Annotated in this window: 16 protein-coding genes; 4 read left to right on the top strand and 12 right to left on the bottom strand. The window is 51.9% G+C overall.

All coding sequences use genetic code 11. The annotated features are described in order from the left end of the window. The first annotated feature begins 1,675 nt into the window (after positions 1-1,675). Both U6B65_13875 and U6B65_13870 read left to right on the top strand, forming a co-directional pair. Complete coding sequence (locus U6B65_13875; protein WRS27397.1) at positions 1,676-2,941, top strand: hypothetical protein; 1,266 nt, start codon at positions 1,676-1,678, stop codon at positions 2,939-2,941. Continuing rightward, entirely contained in the window at positions 2,938-5,694 is a 2,757-nt protein-coding gene (locus U6B65_13870) for a sigma 54-interacting transcriptional regulator (GenBank protein ID WRS27396.1), read from the top strand. The genes U6B65_13875 and U6B65_13870 overlap by 4 nt, the downstream gene beginning before the upstream one ends. 255 nt (positions 5,695-5,949) lie before the next feature. On the opposite strand, the gene U6B65_13865 is transcribed toward U6B65_13870, so the two are convergent. From U6B65_13865 to U6B65_13810, 12 genes are all read right to left on the bottom strand, one after another. Beyond that, positions 5,950-6,738 carry an SDR family NAD(P)-dependent oxidoreductase gene (locus tag U6B65_13865; GenBank protein ID WRS27395.1) on the bottom strand — a complete coding sequence of 263 codons (789 nt, stop codon included), beginning with the start codon at positions 6,736-6,738 and terminating at the stop codon, positions 5,950-5,952. 20 nt (positions 6,739-6,758) lie between these two features. Next, entirely contained in the window at positions 6,759-7,427 is a 669-nt protein-coding gene (gene deoC, locus U6B65_13860) for a deoxyribose-phosphate aldolase (protein WRS27394.1), read from the bottom strand. A gap of 18 nt (positions 7,428-7,445) precedes the next feature. Then, positions 7,446-8,024 (bottom strand): hypothetical protein, encoded by a 579-nt coding sequence (locus tag U6B65_13855; protein WRS27393.1) that lies wholly within the window; start codon positions 8,022-8,024, stop codon positions 7,446-7,448. 186 nt (positions 8,025-8,210) lie between these two features. Beyond that, the gene (locus U6B65_13850; protein ID WRS27392.1) at positions 8,211-8,768 is read right to left on the bottom strand and encodes a sugar isomerase; all 558 of its coding nucleotides are present in this window, start codon (positions 8,766-8,768) and stop codon (positions 8,211-8,213) included. Beyond that, complete coding sequence (locus U6B65_13845) at positions 8,765-9,826, bottom strand: galactitol-1-phosphate 5-dehydrogenase (GenBank protein WRS27391.1); 1,062 nt, start codon at positions 9,824-9,826, stop codon at positions 8,765-8,767. The genes U6B65_13850 and U6B65_13845 overlap by 4 nt, the downstream gene beginning before the upstream one ends. A gap of 26 nt (positions 9,827-9,852) precedes the next feature. After that, positions 9,853-10,335, bottom strand: coding sequence for a PTS sugar transporter subunit IIB (locus U6B65_13840; protein ID WRS27390.1), 483 nt, complete (start codon positions 10,333-10,335; stop codon positions 9,853-9,855). A gap of 27 nt (positions 10,336-10,362) precedes the next feature. Further along, on the bottom strand, positions 10,363-10,752 hold the full coding sequence (locus U6B65_13835) for a PTS sugar transporter subunit IIA (protein ID WRS27389.1): 390 nt from the start codon (positions 10,750-10,752) through the stop codon (positions 10,363-10,365). 53 nt (positions 10,753-10,805) lie between these two features. Then, a complete protein-coding gene (locus U6B65_13830; protein WRS27388.1) occupies positions 10,806-11,477 on the bottom strand; it encodes a ribulose-phosphate 3-epimerase in 672 nt (223 codons plus the stop codon). Positions 11,478-11,715: 238 nt separating this feature from the next. Then, positions 11,716-12,546 carry a PTS system mannose/fructose/sorbose family transporter subunit IID gene (locus tag U6B65_13825; protein ID WRS27387.1) on the bottom strand — a complete coding sequence of 277 codons (831 nt, stop codon included), beginning with the start codon at positions 12,544-12,546 and terminating at the stop codon, positions 11,716-11,718. Between the two features lie 2 nt (positions 12,547-12,548). Then, positions 12,549-13,292: a PTS sugar transporter subunit IIC gene (locus U6B65_13820; GenBank protein WRS27386.1), complete on the bottom strand. Its 744-nt coding sequence runs from the start codon at positions 13,290-13,292 to the stop codon at positions 12,549-12,551. Positions 13,293-13,428: 136 nt separating this feature from the next. Then, positions 13,429-15,135, bottom strand: a complete 1,707-nt coding sequence (gene ptsP / locus U6B65_13815) for a phosphoenolpyruvate--protein phosphotransferase (GenBank protein ID WRS27385.1) — start codon at positions 15,133-15,135, stop codon at positions 13,429-13,431. A gap of 3 nt (positions 15,136-15,138) precedes the next feature. Beyond that, entirely contained in the window at positions 15,139-15,399 is a 261-nt protein-coding gene (locus U6B65_13810; GenBank protein ID WRS27384.1) for an HPr family phosphocarrier protein, read from the bottom strand. An 806-nt stretch (positions 15,400-16,205) separates the two neighbouring features. Between U6B65_13810 and U6B65_13805 the strand changes: the two genes are divergently transcribed. Further along, entirely contained in the window at positions 16,206-17,414 is a 1,209-nt protein-coding gene (locus U6B65_13805; GenBank protein WRS27383.1) for an ABC transporter substrate-binding protein, read from the top strand. Between the two features lie 322 nt (positions 17,415-17,736). After that, a complete protein-coding gene (locus U6B65_13800; protein ID WRS27382.1) occupies positions 17,737-18,618 on the top strand; it encodes a branched-chain amino acid ABC transporter permease in 882 nt (293 codons plus the stop codon). Positions 18,619-18,625 lie beyond the last annotated feature (7 nt).

The following is an 18,625-nucleotide window of genomic DNA, read 5'->3' as shown; positions in this document are numbered from 1 at the left end:
TGACGGGGCGACAGGTTCCACTGGACCAACCGGTCCTACTGGCGCTGACGGGGCAACAGGTTCTACCGGACCAACCGGCACTGATGGCGCAACGGGTGCAACTGGTCCTACCGGACCAACCGGCACTGATGGCGCAACAGGTGCAACTGGTCCTACCGGCACAGACGGCGCAACTGGTCCCACTGGCCCAACAGGCGCTGACGGGGCGACAGGTCCTACCGGACCAACCGGCACTGATGGCGCAACAGGTGCAACTGGTCCTACCGGCACAGATGGTGCGACAGGTCCCACTGGCCCAACCGGAACCGACGGCGCAACTGGTGCGACTGGTCCCACTGGTCCTACCGGTACAGATGGTGCAACAGGTCCCACTGGCCCTACCGGCCCTACCGGTACTGATGGTGCAACAGGTCCCACTGGCCCAACCGGAACCGACGGCGCAACTGGTGCGACTGGTCCCACTGGCCCAACCGGCCCTACCGGTACAGATGGTGCAACAGGTCCCACTGGCCCTACCGGCCCTACCGGTACTGATGGTGCAACAGGTCCCACTGGCCCTACCGGCCCTACCGGTACTGATGGTGCAACAGGTCCCACTGGCCCTACCGGCCCTACCGGTACTGATGGTGCAACAGGTCCCACTGGCCCTACTGGCCCAACCGGTGCTGACGGGGCAACTGGTGCGACTGGCCCTACCGGCGCTGACGGGGCGACTGGTCCCACTGGCCCTACTGGTGCTGATGGAGCGACAGGTCCTACCGGCGCTGACGGGGCGACTGGTCCCACTGGCCCAACCGGCGCTGACGGAGTAACAGGTCCCACTGGTCCTACCGGACCAACCGGCGCTGACGGAGCAACAGGTCCCACCGGACCAACCGGACCAACCGGTCCTACCGGTGTTGCCGGCGTCAATGGCGCAACAGGAACCTTTGATCCTGATCAGGTTCTATTTAGTGTTGAAAGCAATGCTACTCCTGTAGATATTAATCTTGGGGATACTCTCAACTTCACATCAGCATCGCTTAGGATTGATGTAGCCTCAGCGCCTGCCACTGTCAGCATCGAGATACCTCCGGCAGTTGTGGGATATGCGGTAAATAGCGAAACGCCATCGTATACTTTTACAAACTCCAGCGTATTGATACCCTTGCCTTCCCATCAGTTTGTGAGTGGTGGTGTCGTATTAGGCAGTGGCGATACCACTTTCACAGTTCCGGAAAACGGTATTTATAGAGTCTCTTATTATATTAACCTTGTCACGCCGATTCAAGCGTATTCGTATGCTGTTCTCAATGGTACTGACATTGATGAGAGTGGTGTTGATACGGGAGACCTTATAAGCAGTCTAGTTTGCGAAACGATTCAGCTTCTTGCTCCGGGAGACACTATATCTCTGCGTCTGGGATCTGGTGAAGCCAGCGCTTCAACAAGTCTCTCTGCTGGTTGTGGTGCAGCACTTATTGTGCAGCGCATAGCAGGATAGCACGTAGTCACACCATATAATAAATAGCTCTCTGCATTTTAAACGCAGAGGGCTATTTATCTATTTATTACAATTTTTCCTGTAGCCTGTTATTTCAGACACCTTAGCTATTGATTGAGTAAAAGCCGCATAGGTTATCGCCTGTCCGCATAATATGTTTAAATGCTATTGTAAGGAGCAAAAAAGAACCCCATGCAAAATCAGCAAATTGAAATTCGCCAGCAGCAGCGCCCGGAGCCTTCATGGAACTTCTGGCGCCATCAGCTCACGCATATGCTAAGCCTGAACACTGCACAGCTTGCCGAACATATCCGGCAGCAGGCAGACCGCAACCCCTGTCTCGAGGTGCTTGAGGCAGGGGGCCTTCCCAGTGTATCCCGGAAATTCGGCGATCCTGCTGAATTTGCAGTGGATACAAAAGGAGAAGATTTCCGGCATGAGCTGATTCTCCAGCTGACTACCGGTCAAGGCGAAATCACACCGCTGGAACGGTACATCATCGCTATGTTGGATAACTACGGCTATTGCCGCGAAAAAATACAGGATATGGCTTCGCTGTTGGATGAACCAATCGAAAAAGTCAGGCACGCTCTGCGCCGGGTGCAGTCGCTTGAACCTGCCGGAATCGGAGCACGCAGCCTGCGTGAATGCTTTTTGCTCCAGCTTGCCCGAAAGGGCCAGCGGGGCAGCGATGGCTGGGTGCTGCTCTACGAAGCCTTCTCGCCTTTATCCCGAGGGGATGAGATTGCCGTGCTGGCACAGCTTGACTGGAACAAAGAGCGGTTGGAACAGGCTCGAGAACAATTGGCAAAGCTATATCCCTACCCCATAGAAGCGGACAACACCACCGCTGCACCTATCGTCCCCGATGCAGAAATTGTATGGGATGAAAGCGGCATTTTCACCGTCCGCCTGCTGGAGCATGCACTGCCTAAGGTAACGGTCAGTTCCGCCTATCTGGAAAGTCTTTCCGCCCAGTATGGCAGTAAGCGGTTTGCTCGGGAAGGCATCTTTTATGCACGCCGCTTTCTATATTGCTTGGAACAGCGCAATCAAACACTGCTGAAGATTCTGGAATATGGTGTGGAGCGGCAGCAGGCGTTTTTAGGGGGCGGCAACCGGCAGGTCTGCTTGCTGCGGGAAGCCGCTCAACAGCTTGAAATCCACCCCTCCACCGCTACCCATGCCATGCAGGATAAATACCTGATTTGGGGTCAAAGAATCCTGCCTGCCAAGGCCCTGTTTGCCCGGCGGGTTGTGGGAGATTTCTCAGCCGACCAGTTTAAAGAGCTTTTGGCACAGGTCATCCTGCAGGAGGATAAAAACGCACCCTTGAGCGATCAGGCTCTTGCAAACCTGCTTTCTGAAAAATCGGAAACCAGTATAGCCCGGCGTACAGTAGCCAAATACCGCCTGCAGCTTGGTTTGGCTGGCGCCAAAGGGAGGACTTTGCCATGACCAGAAAACAAATGATTTATGAGTTTTTGCGTAAAATGAAAAGCCAGCACGGAAACGATGCCGCCTACAGCACCCAGCAGATTGCAGGCACGGTGGGGGTGGCCCGTTCTAATGTCAGCTCTGATTTAAACAAGCTGTTTGCCGAGGGGATGGTGGATAAGCTGCCCGGTTGGCCGGTGAAATACCGGGCCAGTGCCGCTGTGCTTACCCCTATGCCGCCAAAAATGGTTGGCTCCCCTGCCGGGGAAAGTGCTGACAGTGTCTTTGCAGGCTACATAGGCTACAACGGCAGTATGAGTATGGAAATTGAAAAAGCCAAGGCCGGTGTGCTTTATCCCCTCGGGGGCCTGCCTATCCTGATTGAAGGCAAAACCGGCACAGGTAAAACCACATTTGCCAAGGTAATGTATGATTATGCCAAGCGTGCCAGACGAATCCGCTCTGATGCCAAGTTCATTTCCTTCAACTGCGCCGATTACGCCAGCAACCCCCAGCTGATTATGGCACAGCTTTTTGGCTGTGCCAAAGGTGCTTATACCGGTGCGGAGGAAGAGCGAGTGGGACTTGTGGAGCAGGCGGATCAGGGTGTTCTGTTTTTGGATGAGGTTCACCGACTGCCGGAAACCGCACAGGAAATGCTCTTTTATCTGATGGATTTCGGGCAGTTTCACCGCCTTGGTGAGCCGGATATCACCAGAAATTCCACCCCCATTATCATGCTGGCTACCACCGAGGATAAAAACTCTGCCCTGCTCTCCACCTTTAACCGGCGTATTCCCATTACTGTCACACTGCCGGAGCTGAGCCAGCGCAGCCTTTTGGAACGGCTGAGCCTTATCAAGCGGCTTTTTTCTTCCGAAGCCCGCAAGCTGGGCTTTGACCTGCGAGTTGATTCGCTGGCTATTAAAGCGCTTTTAGCTTATGACTGCCCCGGCAATGTGGGTCAGCTGGAAAACGATGTTCGCACTGCCTGCGCCAAGGGGTATGTGGCCTGTCTGATGGAAAAGCGTGAAGCTGTTTCGGTGGGCATTCTCGATCTACCCCTGCATGTGAAGGACGGCATCCGCAGCATCCGCCATGTTTATTCCGATATCAACCTGATCTGCTCCGGCGATCTGGAATTTGCCCCGATTGGTGAGCTGGTGCAGGAGATTACTCCAGAACCTGACAAGTGGGATATCTATGATCTTTTGGAGCATCGCCACAAGGAATATTCCGAAAGTGCCATTGATGGGGAATATCTCCAGCTGGCTATGATGCTGGATATTGAAAGCTATTTTAACAACCTGCTGGGCAGTTACCGGCTGGAACAACCGAGCAGCAGTGTGATGGACTGCATGGACAAAAGAGCCGAGGTCATCGCCAGTCAAGCCCAAAAACTAATTGAGGAGGAGCTGAATCACAAGTTCAGCCAAAATGACCGCACTGTGCTGGCTCTGCATCTAAACATTGCCATTCGCCGCATACAAGAGGGAAAGAATATCATTTGCCCTATACTTTCGGCCATCCGCCATGAATACGCTGGTGTTTTTGCGCTGGCTGAGCACATTGTAGCGCTGATGCAGAAGGAAACCCGCCTCTCGGTGCCCTGTGATGAAGCCGGATTTATTGCCAATCTGCTGATTAAAATGTTCGCCCGCACAGAAGGGCGGGAACGCTGCGGGGTGATTGTGGTCTGCCAAGGCATAGCCAGCGCCAAAACCATGGCCAAGGTTGCCAATGGAATTGTAAACAAGGAGTTTGTCCACTGGCTGGATACGGCCGATCTTTCCGGCGAGAGCCATTCGAAAATGGTTGCGTGGGCCGCCCAGCACCTGCACGGCATCAGCCAATACCCCAGTGGTCTGGTGGTGATGTTTGAATCCGAGCGGTTCAGCCACATCGGACTTGCCATTCAGGAGCTTTCCAGCAGCCCCATATATAAGGTGTTCAACATCAGCACCGCTATGGTGGTGGAAGCCTCCTTACTGGCTGTGGAGCACAACGCCACCGCCCAGCAGATTTATTATCACCTGAAAAAATTCGAACAGGGCTTCAACGAGCTTTTTGAGCTGGAATCCAAGAAGCTGGCCAGCAGCGCTCAAAAAAAAGTGATCATCACAGCCTGCATTTCCGGGTGTGGGGCCGCCGCCCGGCTAAAACGTATGATCGAAAGCCAGTTTGCCTTCCCCGATGATATCGAAATTATCACCATCGATATCCCTTCCATTGAATCTCTTAAAAACCGTTTGGCACAAATTGGCGCTGTGCGGGAGGTGATTTGTGTCATCGGCATGGATGTGGGGCTGGAGGCCACCTTCCCCTTTATCTCCGCAGAGGATATTGTGATTGGCAACGGAATCCGCCAGCTCTCCCACATTCTCAGCAACTATCAGGTGTATGAAAAAGTCCCTGTTTTTCAGGCTGACTGTGGCAATCAAATCGAAAATGTGTTTGTATCGGGCAAATATCTGAGCAACTACCTTTTCTATCTGGATGGTGAAAAGCTGGCACCTTTTCTGCTGGACTGCACCCAGAAGCTTGAATCCAGTCGTGGAGAGATGCAACCGGGCAAGCGTATGATGCTTTTTATCCACATTTGCTCTATGATCGAGAGGCTGCTTTTTGAAAAGGAGGAGCAGCTCCCCGCCCAGCACGCAGCCGAGGATTTAATTGCCGCCTTTGAGGCCATTGAACAGACCTACCACATCACCATCCCGGACGAAGAGTTTGAAATGGTGGAGCAAATTTTTGCTCTGGTGCTCAACAAATAAAAAACAGCGAAGCCAAGAGCGGTTCCGCTTAGACTATAGACATAACTGCCTTTAACTTGAAGACCTTATGGGTTTGATGCGTAATTCTGACCCAGTCGAATTGATTTGGACGCAGGAATACCACTTCTTGCGCCGGAGCGGCCGGGTCCGGGGGGAATATGGGGGGCATTGGATGCCCCCCATAGAGGGTGTAGATTTTTGTCTACACCCTCAGCGGAACCAAGAGCGGTTCCGCTGTTTCTTATGCTCCCTGCATCAGTGCATCTCCCGGCCGCCGGTAATATTCAGCGCCTGACCGGTGCAGTAATCACCGGAAACCGTCAGGAAAAACACATATTCCACCACATCGCTGATGGCGGTCAGCCTCTTTAGAGGAATCTTAGCGGAAAATTTCTCCGCTACCGCATCGTGAGACATGTGCAGATTCTGGGTATAGCTTTCGCTGACACTATCCCAAACGCCGGTGGCATCGGTGATACCGGGGCATACACAGTTGACATTGATGCCACAATCCGCCAGCTCATAGGCAAGGGACTGGGTAAGGGCAATCACCGCCCCCTTAGCCGCACTGTAGGGTGTCATCAGAGCCGAGCCGGTTTTACCGGATTTGGAAGAAAAGTTGATGATCTTACCCTCTCGGGCCGCCTTCATACTGGGAAGAGCCCCCTGCATGCACCATGCCGCACCGTTTACATTCACCCGGAACATGTTGTCAAAGATTTCGGGTGTATTTTCCTCAAAGGGCCGCTGATCCACCACACCGGCATTGTTGACAAGGCAAAACACCGGGCCATAGAGGCTGGCAAGCTCCTCAAACAAGGCAAGCACAGCGATTCGGTCGGTGATATCGCATACAATGCCTTTGGCAAAAAAGCCCTGTTCCGCAAGCTCCCGGGCGCTTTTTTCCACCGCCGGGTCAATATCCAGAAGAATGGTTTTAGCTCCTGCCTGTGCATATTTTTGCGCAATGCCCAAGCCTATGCTTTTAGCGGCACCGGTCACAACACAGACCTTTCCTTCAATTCGATCACTTGAAATCCCCATGATCTCGCTCCTCACTCTCGTTATTCCAAGGTTGGCTCTCCATCCACAATCAGCATCCCCTTGCTGGTTCCCATTCGCACAGCCCCCGACTCAAGCATGGCTTCGCAGATTTCCCGGTTGTTGATCCCGGTGGAGGCTTTCACCTGCATGCTCTCCCCCACTGTTTGTTTCATTAAGCGGACAGCCTCAACGGTGGCACCGCCGTTCCCAAAGCCGCTGGAGGTTTTGACAAAATCTGCTCCCGCCCTTTTGGCCAGCAGGCAAGCGGTGACAATTTCTTCTTCGGTCAGGTCGCTGGATTCAATGATCACCTTTACTAAAGCATGGGGATGTGCGGCCTGCACCACCGCCAGAATATCCCCATAAACGAAATCCTCCCGGCCCTCCTTGAGAGCGCCGATGTTGATAACCATATCCAACTCATGGGCTCCGTTTTTCACAGCCTCAGCTGTTTCCACCGTTTTCACCAATGTGGTGGTGGCACCAAGGGGAAAGCCGATAACACAGCAGGTTTTCACACCGCTTCCCGCCAAATTTTCGGCGGCAAAAGCCACATGAGAGGGATTGACACATACACTGGCAAAGCCGTATTCAATCGCCTCACGGCAAAATTGGCTGATGGTTTCCCGAGTGGTGGTTGCCTTTAAAACCGTGTGATCTATGGTTTGGGCATATTCGGGCTTTCGCATCCCATAACCTCCTGAAAGTCATTTTTGTACAATAAACTTAGTCTTTCCAAAGCCCTGTAAATCCGGGAAGCTGTTGGAGGCCAGACGAAAAAAGGTGGCAGAGGCCTCAATAAAAAGGATGCTCAACCTCTGGATGACCTCTAGATTCTCCTGCTCCGGCAGGGTGGAAACCTGTGCGGTCAGAAATCGGGCAAACCCGATTAGCTCCGGCTGCCGCTTCTGGGGGGAAGCATCGGCACTATTGCGGCTGAGCTGCCGAAACAGCTGGGAACGGCTCTGGTAAAGTTCTCGGTTCTCTTCGGCATGCCCTTGATAAAGCAGCTCATACAAGCTTTCTACAATGGCCTGTGTGCTTTTTCCGCGGATATCCTGTGACACGCGCTTGCGGGAATTCCAGCTTTCCATGGCAATAAACAGCAGCACAGCGGCCAGCTCGGCGGCATAGACCACCTGTTCTTCCTCGGAGAGCCGCAGGCCCGCCTCCACAATGTCTGCATGCATACCCCGGCTGTGGAATTCTTCAATCAAGGTGCACCAAGTCTCGGCAAATTCATGAAAGGATAGCTGCAAACGAGGCTGCAATTCTCTGATTGCCATTATACGCTCCAATCCGCCGCCCAAAAGCGGCTATCGTATTGTATACTCATATAGCTTCAAAACTGTTGCGCAATTTTGAAGCTATATGAGTATGAAGTTGGTATAGACCGCCTATGGCGGCTAGCGGCAGATTGCCGCTGTTTAAAACCACGTTGTGGTTTTAAACCTATACAACTATAAAATCCTTTATTCCAAGTTGGCGTGGGTGTTCTTTACATCGGCTTCGCTCAGGCCCTTGCGCTCCATAATCATAAGAGCGAGAACATCCCCCAGCAGATAAAGCTGCTGTTCAAACAAGGTGGACATGGGTTGAACCGAAGCAAATTCCCCGGGCCGAGCAAACTTGGTTCGGCCCACCAGCAGCAGGCGGCTGTGAGCCAGCTTTTCAATGGTGCTGCCACGAGTACAGCCTATGTAAGCCACATGGGTGCCTTTTTCTTTGGCAATGGCGGCAATGGCCTTGGGAATGGCACTTTCCCCCGAGGAGGAAGCCACCAGCAGCAAGTCGCCCGCAAAAATGGGGCCTTCGGTTTCACTGCCCACAAAGTTAATGTCAATGCCCAGCTGGAGAAGCCTTTTAACCCATGCCTTAAGGGAAATCAGCACCCGCCCTACCCCCGTAACCAATACCCGGCGTGCTCCGAGAATCTGCTCCACCAATGCTTCACATTGGAGCTCATCAATCTCTGCCATAGCCCTCGTCAGCTCATCGGTTATAATGCGGACTTGCTCGTGCAGGCTCATTGGTTTTCCTCCGCACTGTAGATTGCCTTGCAGATGTTCACCTTTTTGTTGTAGATATCCTCGCAGAGAGAAGGCAGATCATCCAGACTACTTCGGTGGGTAATTAAATCCTCCACCTGCATCTTCTGCTCATCCAGCATGCGAACAGTAAAGTGCCATTCATTGATGGGCAAATCGAAATAGTGAGAATTCCACACCCCCACCAGATGAATTTCTTTGCGCAGGATATTGCTGTGGGAGCCAAGGTGCAGAGTGGTATCCTTGTGGGGGTTGCCCAGCATGGCAATGGTTCCGAAGGTGCGCACACATTCGATGGCCTGATTCAGTGCGGCGGCTGTGCCGGTGCCCTCTATGACCACATCCGCAGGCTTGCCGTTGTTCAAGGCTCGAAAGGCGCTGTTTACATCCTCTGTCATGGCATTGATGCAGACTTGCCCCCTCTCCCGGGCAAAGGAGGCTTTTTCCTCCGCCACATCCACCAGCGCCACAGTGCCTGCTCCAAAAAGCTTTGCCCAGCGGGCGGCCATGATACCGATTGGCCCGGCACCAAAAATCAGCACCGAATAGCCCGCAGATACCCCAGCCTTGCGGATAGCGTGCTGTGCTACGGTGCAGGGTTCCACCATGGAAAGTGCCTCATCCGTGGTATCGGGATTATGAGAAGGAACAAAATGCCATGCCGAGGGAATCAAGCAGTAATCAGCAAAGCCGCCGTCACTGCGGGAACCGAGGTAATCATAATCCAAGCACATGGCATAATCCCCGGCAAGGCAGGGGGCACACCGGCGGCAGGGAATGCAGGGGAATATAGCCCCTCTTTTGCCCAAAAGGGCGGGGTCTGCCTTTTCGCCGAGCCCAACAATCTCCCCGCCAAATTCATGGCCTAAGGCCAGAGGATACTTCTGTTTGCTGGTGCCCAGCTCAAAAATGCGGGGGATATCCGAGCCACAGATGCCGCAGGCCCCCACTTTGAGCAAAAGCTGCTCCCCTGCGGGTGCAGGAGTTGGGACAGAACCTGTGCGAAAATCGCCGATGGCGTGTAAACGGGCTGCTTTCATGATGCAGGCTCCCTTTCTCCTATCTTTTACTTGAGCAGATTGGCCACGTTAACGGTTTTGGCGGCGGGAATAATCTGGATTTCCACCACAACACCCTTGCTCACCATTTCACGGAAAATATCATTTTCGGCCGGGGTGGTGGAAATGTTTTGGAAAAACTTTTTGCGCCCTGCACTCATGCCCATACCGCCAATGTTGACCTTGGGGATTTCCACCCCGTCATCCATCAGCTGTTTTAAGGTATCCGGCACCTTAACAATAACCATAGTAGGCTTTTTCAGGCCGGCCTTGAGAAGCCCCTCAGCAGTGGCAATATCAATAATTTCAATGGTGATTCCAGTGGGAACCAGCATCTGGAACATCTGCTGCATAAAGGCATCCTGTGAGACCTTATCGTCGATCACCATAATGTGTTCAACATTGGAATAGGCACGCAGCCAAGCGGCGCAGACCTGCCCGTGGATCAGCCGATCATCGATGCGGGTAAAAACCAGATTCTTATCTGCCATGATTTTTCCTCCTGCCTTTGGTTGAAATCATATTGAGAAACGGGCAATGCCTTCGGTTCCGGTAGCGGCCAGCAGCTCCGCCAATTCATCAAGAGTGGTTTCTTCGGTGCGCTCCGAGATAGCGGCCATCACCATGGGGAGGTTGACACCGGTAACAACCCGTATACTCCGCTGGCGGGAAAGGAGGGCTACGGTATTGCAGGGGGTTCCCCCATAGAGATCAGCCAAGACTAGAACCCCTGTTCCAGTATCCACCTGATCGGCCAGCTGATTCACTCTTTGGTAAAAGCACTCGGAGGAATCTTCCGGCATAATGCCTTCATACCCCAGCTGGAGGCCCTCCCCCATGAGCATTTGTGCACTGGCAACCAGCTCCTTTGCCAAAGCACCGTGACTGACTACGAGTATTCCAATCATATGGTTAACCATTCCTTTCGCCGGATGCAGAGACAGTAACATCTCCAACCCGGCTATTCTGCCAAATGCGCTGTATAGGCCGCAAACTGATCCGGGAATGCATCGATATCTTTTAAAATGGAAGAGGTCCCCACAACAAAAACGTTGGCACCGGTTTCTTTCATTTTTTTTGCGTTTTCAAAAGTGGTGTTGCCATCCACCACAAGATCGGCATCCAGCCGGTAATCCTCCAAAAGCTTTTTGATTCGGCTCATTTTGCTCAGGGCATCGGGAACCGTGGTTTGTCCCGCAAAGCCGGGATTTACCGTCATCAGCATGGCAAAATCGATAAGGGATTTGTTTTCTTCCAGATAGCTGAGAGGGGTTCCGGGGTTAAGTACCAGACCGGGACGCAAACCCCGCTTGCGCAGGTCTTGCAGCAGACGATAGGGCTGGCGGCAGGTTTCGGGGTGAAAGCTCACCCAATCCCCCGGCTCTGGCATAAAGTAATCGATAAAGGTTTCGGGATTCTCACACATAAAATGCAAATCCACCGGAATGCTGGTGAATTCCTTTAATTGCTTATAAAAGGCGGTGCCCAGCATAACGTTGCTCACATAGTGCCCATCCATCACATCAAAGTGGATGGTATCAACGCCGCACTGCTCAAAGCTGCGGATAAACCCCTCCAGCTCCCAGAACCGGCAGCACATAATCGAGGGGGAGATCATGATTTTCCTTTCCATAAGCAGCTCCTTCCGGGTTGGCTGTATGAGGGATATGCCATACCCCTCATACAATCAGCCCTGTTTGCAGGGTACAGGCTATAGACATAGCTATCTTTGTTTAGAGAATGTTATGGCTTCTTATTCGTAATTCTTTCTAAGTCGAATTGATTTCGACGAAGGAATTCCACTTTTTGCGCCGAGTCGGCGCAATCCGGGGGGCATATGGGGGGCATTGGATGCCCCCCATAGAGGACCCTCATGCGGCAGCAAGCAAACCAAGCAGTGAAAGCACAATACCGGCGGCAAACAGAATGGCTACAATGGTGAGGGGCTTCACACGTTTTCTCAGCATAGTCCACACACCCATGGTAATGGCCAGCGGCAGCAGACCGGGCAGCAGTGCATCCAGAACACCAGTCTGGAAAGCGAAGTTAACCTGCCCCAGCTCATTGGTAAAGACCCATTCCAGCGGCACCCGAACAGCCACACGGCTCACCGCCATATTGCCTACAACCATCAGACCGATGATGCTGAACACTTCGATAAGGCGGTTGAGAATGCCACCCTGCAAAAAGTCCAAAATGGCGTCACGGCCCTTGCGGTAGCCCAGCATATACATGTTGTAGCCCATGGTGAGCATGATGATTTTATAGCCAAACTCAAAAAGCAGCGGCCCGAAATAGTTGCCAGCCAAAGCCAGCTGGATGCAGATACCGGCCAGCACGGGGTATACAATGGATTGGGAAACCACATCGCCCATACCGGCAAGAGGGCCCATCAGCGCCAGACGCACCGAGTTGATATCCTCGGCGGAGATATCCTCGCCATTGGCACGTTTTTCTTCCATAGCGGCGGTAATGCCGTGGATGACAGTTCCCATAAAGGAAGGCTCTGTGTTAAAGAACACCAGATACTTGGAGATTTCCTCCGGATACTGTTCTTTGCTGTAAAGGCGCTTGATAATGGGCTGGATGGAGTTGGCATTGCCCAGTGCCTGCAAACGCTCGTAGTTGTAGGAGGTTTCGCTGGAATAGCCAAGGAGCCAGTGCTTGACAAGATCAGATTTTCTCAGTGTTTTTTCAGCCATTGTTATGCAACCTCCTTCTGCTTGGCATCGTTAAACAGGTAGAGAACACAGCCGATGATGGCTGCAATCACAGCGATAGCCATGGTATCCAAGCCAAAATAAACAGTAAGGAAGAAGCCTGCAAAGAAGAAGGGGATCAGCTTCTTTTTGCCTAAGTAATTGAGCAGCATGCCAATACCAAGGGCAGGCATCAGAGCACCCACCACCCCAAAAGCATCAATAATAAAGGTGGGGAACTGCTGGAGCCACGCACCAAAGCTGGAACCGTAAAGAACAATAAAGAAGGCAGGCAGACCATTAAAAATCAGGGAAAGGAAAAAAGAGGGCACATAGTTGAGGATGCGGATCATTTTCAGGTCACCCTGTGCGGCGTATTTATCGGCAAGGTGAACCCACAGGGAATTGATGGTCATGTAGGCGTTCCAAGTCAGGATCGCCACAGAGCCCAAAATCACACCGGCTGTGGTGGCTGTGTGGATATCCAGCCCGGAAACCAGCGCCAGAGCGGTTCCCACCGGGCCGGCAAACATGGGGTTTCCGGGCATGGAGCCGCCGGCTGTAATGAATCCCACATAAGGCAGGTTGATGGCCGCCGCAATCATCATGCCCTCCATAGGTTTGCCCATCATGATGCCAACCAAAAAGCCCGACCAAAGAGGATACAGCCAGGTTCTGGTGATAGCATGGCTGAACCACCAGGTGCTGCAGGTTGTAACCAATGCAACGAGTAATGCGTTTACTACCAATCTACTCACTCCTATCTTTCTTTTGCGCCACAGCCACAGGCATATGGAATGTCACCGGATCGGCTGCGGCATACACCTCACATTTGCCGGGATCAGAAATTCCCCTGAGCCTCCTTTCGCACAATAAACAATACCTTCATAAAGCCGGATAGTCATTGGGCAGCGCTTCTTTGAGAACAGCGGCAGCCTGTTCTGCGCTTTCGCTGCCAAGCATTTGCCTGCCTGCTTTTTCCAAGCGGCCCAGATTCAACAGGTGTATCCGCTTTTTGGTCACCAGCCCCAAGGCTGGGGATACACTGAACTTGCGCAGCCCCAGAGCGGCCAAGGCCGCAAGGCCAAGAGCATCTCCGGCCATTTCGCCGCACAATGAGCATTCAATTTCAGCCTGCCGGCAAACCCCGATAATATGTCCGAGCAGCCTCAGCATGGCCGGATGCATACAGTTATAGAGGTACCCCACCTTGGGATTCAGGCGATCGGCGGCAAAGGTATATTGCAGCAGATCGTTGCTGCCAATGCTTACAAACCGGATAAGAGGGGCCATGGTATCCAGCATAATGGCCGCCGAAGGCACCTCCACCATCATGCCCACCGGCATATTGGTGTCAAAGGGGAGCCGCTCCCAGCGGAGCTCCTGCCTGCATTCCTCCAGCAGCTCCAAGGCCTCGGTCAATTCTTCTTTAGTGGCAATCATGGGGAACATCAGCCGGATACTCCCCTCACTGCTCGCTCGCAGCACAGCACGAAGCTGGGTTTTAAAAAGCTCGGTGCGATCGAGGCAGATGCGTATAGCCCTAAAACCCAGAAACGGGTTTTCCTCGTGGGGAATGCCCAGATAATCCACCTCTTTATCGCCGCCGATATCCATGGTACGAATAGTCAGGGGTTTGCCCTCCAGCATCTGCGCCGCTCTGCAGTAAACAGCCAACTGCTCCTCTTCCCCGGGCGGGGAGGCTCTGTTCATATATAAAAACTCGGTGCGGAACAGCCCCACGCCATCCAACCCCTGCTCTTTTACGCTGCTCAGCACAGAAGGCTCGATAATGTTGGCCGCAACCAGCAAAGTTTGCCCATTCGCAGTAATGGCGCTCTTCCCACAGTAATCCTTGAGCAGGGCCTGCTCTTGTGCATAGGCTTCCGCCTGCCTGCGTTCCTCTTTAAAGGATGCGGCCCCATAAACCACCTTGCCTTCGACACTATCCAAAAAGATCAGCCGATTTTCCGGCAGCTCCAAGGCTCTGGAACAGGCCACCAAAGCGGGAATATTCAGGCTGGAAGCCAGAATGGAAACATGAGAGGTTGGGGTTCCCTTTTGCAGGATAATGCCGCTGAGATTTTTCAGATCAGCGCTCATCAGCATGGAGGGGAGCAGTTCTTGGGCTATGAGAATAACCTTTTCCTCCAAAAGGCTGATATCGGGGTAGGGAACCTCGGCCAGCAGACAGGCAACCCGATGGCTTACATCGTGGATATCCTCCGCTCTGGCCGACAGATACTCATCCTCCAGTGCCAGCAGCAGTTCCTCCTGCACCTTGGCGGCCTTTAGAACAGCAGCCTCCGGAGCGGAGCCCTGCATGAGAAAGCGTTCAATTTCCTCCAGAAAGCCTTCTTCCTCCAGCATGGTCCGCTGAACATCAATCATCTCAGCTTCTCGCTCGGGCATCTTGCCGGCTGTGTGGGCCAGCTGGGCGGATACAGCTTCAATGGCACTCCATACCCTGCTGCGGGCCTCTTCAAAAGCTTCCTCACTTTGAAGCTCCAGATCGAAGTGGGGCATTGCCTTTAATATTTTTGTTTTGCACAGCACCTTTCCCGGACAAACCGGCGTTCCCGTGATCATCATGGTTTATTCCTCCAATGCATCAATCAACTGGGCCACAGCTGTGGCGGCCTGTGCTTCATCCTCGCCTTCTGCCTGAACGATAACAATCTCTCCCACCTTAATAGCGCATTGCAGCAGCTTAAAAATACTTTTTGCATCGCAGCAGCGCCCCCCTGCCTGTAACGTAACTTTGCTTTTATAGGTTTTGCAGAGCTTCACCAGCCTCGCGGCGGGGCGAGCATGCAGACCAGTTGCATTTTTCACCACAGTTTTAATCTGAATCAATGTGTTCTCCCCATTCTCTGCTATTTCTGAAACCTCCCGCCGGATATACACAAATTCTAAGGAGCCGGCTCTTCTTTTCACGGAGGATGCCGATTTTGTATGTGGAAGTGTTTGGATTGGTATGTGTTTAACCGGGAGTGTATGTCTCCTACCCTATATATTGCAATTTCTGTGCCAATACAAATGCCTTGATTATCGGGTTTTGCTTCGATACAATTGATACAGTTTTTATCCATGTGTGTTTGTGTTTCAATAAATTGGCTTAATTCTTGTTGGTTGTGCCTGAAATGGGCAAAAAAATACGTCTATGGAAGAAAACCCTCACATTCACGCATTTGATTTAATGTTTGCTAAACAATAAATCAAAATTGTATATTTTCTCAAAAAGGATTTATTTTCTATATCAAAAAGAAGAGACCGCTGAATGATTGATGGGGTAAGAGTGTATTTCTCTGGCGTACAAAGCAGATTTGGCAATATTCCATCCTAAATGGTTAAGATATATTTGATTGAAAAGATTTAGGCCGCTTACCTTTGAAAAAGACTAATTGGAAGATTTTTTTCCTCCGAAATTTTGATTTTTTGTATAATTACCAGCTTAATCCTGCAAAAATATTCTTTCATCCCTTGACATGTGGACGTTAGACAGCTAAAATTTAAAGAAGCTGTAAAATCTATGCAGCTATTTTTGGTGTTTTCGGCCAAAGAACGCAGTGAGGTCTCCTACTACGATTCAAATTGTCTCATTCTGTAAGACGGCTGCAAAACAAAAACCTGCAAATTTTTACTACAAGGAGAACACAACAATGAAAAAAATATTTGCTTCTTTACTGACCTTGGCATTGGTGCTGGGCAGCCTTGCCGGCTGTGGCGGCAGCGGTAGCAGCGCTGCTTCCAGCCAGGCTGCTTCTACCGGAACGGATGCTTCTGCCCCTGCTCAGGCTGGCACAGCACAGGCTGCTTATAAGGTAGGCGGCACCGGCCCCCTCACCGGCGGCGCAGCCATCTATGGCATCGCAGCTAAAAACGGCGCACAAATCGCCGTGGAAGAAATCAACGCCTTGGGCGGCATCCAGTTTGAGCTGCGCTATGAAGATGATGAGCATGACGCTGAGAAGGCAGTCAATGCTTACAACCAGCTGAAAGACTGGGGCATGCAGATTTCCTTGGGTTCGGTTACCAGCACCCCCTGTGCTGCCACTGCTGCTGAAACCTTTGCAGACCGCATCTTTGCTTTGACTCCTTCTGCTTCTGCTACCGCAGTCATTGATGGCAAAGACAATATGTATCAGATGTGCTTCACCGACCCCAACCAGGGTTTGGCCTCCGCACAGTATATCTCTGATAAGAAGCTGGGCACCAAGATCGCTGTTATCTACAAGAACGATGATGTTTATTCCTCCGGTATCTACTCCACTTTTGAGAGCAAAGCCAAAGAGCTTGGCCTTGAAATTGTTTCTGCAACCACCTTTACCGAGGATAGCCAGAACGATTTCTCCGTTCAGCTGACCGATGCTAAAAACAAAGGCGCTGACCTTGTGTTCCTGCCCATTTACTATACCCCCGCTTCTTTGATCTTCCAGCAGGCCAAGGCAATGGATTTTGCTCCTAAGTTCTTTGGTGTAGACGGCATGGACGGTATCCTTGCTCTGGAAAACTTTGATACCTCCTTGGCTGAAAACGTAATGCTGTTGACTCCCTTTAATGCAGATTCCACCGACGAGCTGACCACCAGCTTTGTTGCCAAATACAAAGAGAAGTTCGGCGAAACCCCCAACCAGTTTGCTGCTGACGGTTACGACTGCATTTATGCCTATAAAGCTGCTTTGGAAGCTGCCGGCGCTACTCCTGACATGAGTGCACAGGATATCTGCGAAAAGCTGGTTGCCACTTTCCCCACCATTTCTGTTGATGGCCTGACCGGTCAGGATATGACCTGGGCCGCTAGTGGTGAAGTTTCCAAGAGCCCCAAGGGCATGGTTATTCAGAGCGGCGCCTACGTCGGTATGGACTAAGCTGCCCTTGCCCTTTCAGATTGTTTTAAGGGAGGGCTGCCGAGCAAATTCGGCAGCCCTTCTATTGTATTGTATGGTTAACTTTTGGATGCCCCGGTTATGGCCACTGCCTGCCCGGGAATACATCTTGATTTTTATAGGGTCATTGATACATAATAGTAGAGTCTGTTTTATGTATGCCGCCAAAACCCACCGGACAAAATGCTCTAAGTGGCTCTGAAGAAGAATTTCCCAGGCTTGTTTTTTGTGATGTTAAGAGGATACGAGCGAGTTGGATGCGGTTTTTCCTATACGCTCAAACAAGAATGAAGGTGTGTATATCATGACGTTCCTTTCCTATCTGATCAGCGGACTGAGTCTTGGCAGTGTTTACGCCATCATCGCCCTGGGTTACACGATGGTATATGGTATTGCCAAGATGCTTAACTTTGCACACGGCGATGTGATCATGGTTGGCGCTTATGTCTGCTTCTTCGCTACCTCCCGATGGCAGCTCCCGCCTATAGCAGGCGTTTTGCTGGCTATGGTGGTGTGTACCATGCTGGGCGTTGTTATTGAACGTCTTGCCTACAAGCCACTGCGTTCCGCTCCCTCTCTGGCGGTTTTGATCACCGCCATTGGTGTCAGCTATTTCCTCCAAAATGGAGCACAGCTTCTTTGGAGCTCCAGCCCCAAGGTGTTTCTTCCCGTTGTGCCGGAAACCGCCCTCAAGCTCTTTGATGGGCAGCTTTCCATTTCTTCCATTGCCATTGTCACAGTTATCACCTGCATTGTGATTATGCTGGGGTTGACTTGGTTCACCGGAACCACCAAAATGGGTAAGGCCATGCGTGCCTGCTCGGAGGATAAGGGTGCCGCCCAGCTCATGGGCATCAGCGTGAATATGACCATTTCGGTCACTTTTGCCATTGGCTCCGCACTGGCTGCCATTGCCGGTGTGCTGCTTTGCTCCGCTTACCCCACTTTGATGCCCACCACCGGCGCTATGCCGGGCATCAAAGCCTTTACCGCTGCCGTATTCGGTGGTATCGGTTCCATTCCCGGTGCTATGCTGGGTGGAATTCTACTGGGTATTATCGAGATATTCGGAAAAGGCTATATCTCCACACAGCTTTCCGATGCCATTGTATTCGCTGTTTTGATTATCATTCTGCTTGTAAAGCCTACTGGGCTTCTAGGGAAGCAGATTACCGAGAAAGTTTGAGGTGGGC

It is taken from the genome of Oscillospiraceae bacterium MB08-C2-2, assembly GCA_035621215.1.
Lineage (GTDB): Bacteria > Bacillota > Clostridia > Oscillospirales > Ruminococcaceae > WRAV01.
This window is presented reverse-complemented; position numbering and strand designations above follow the sequence as displayed.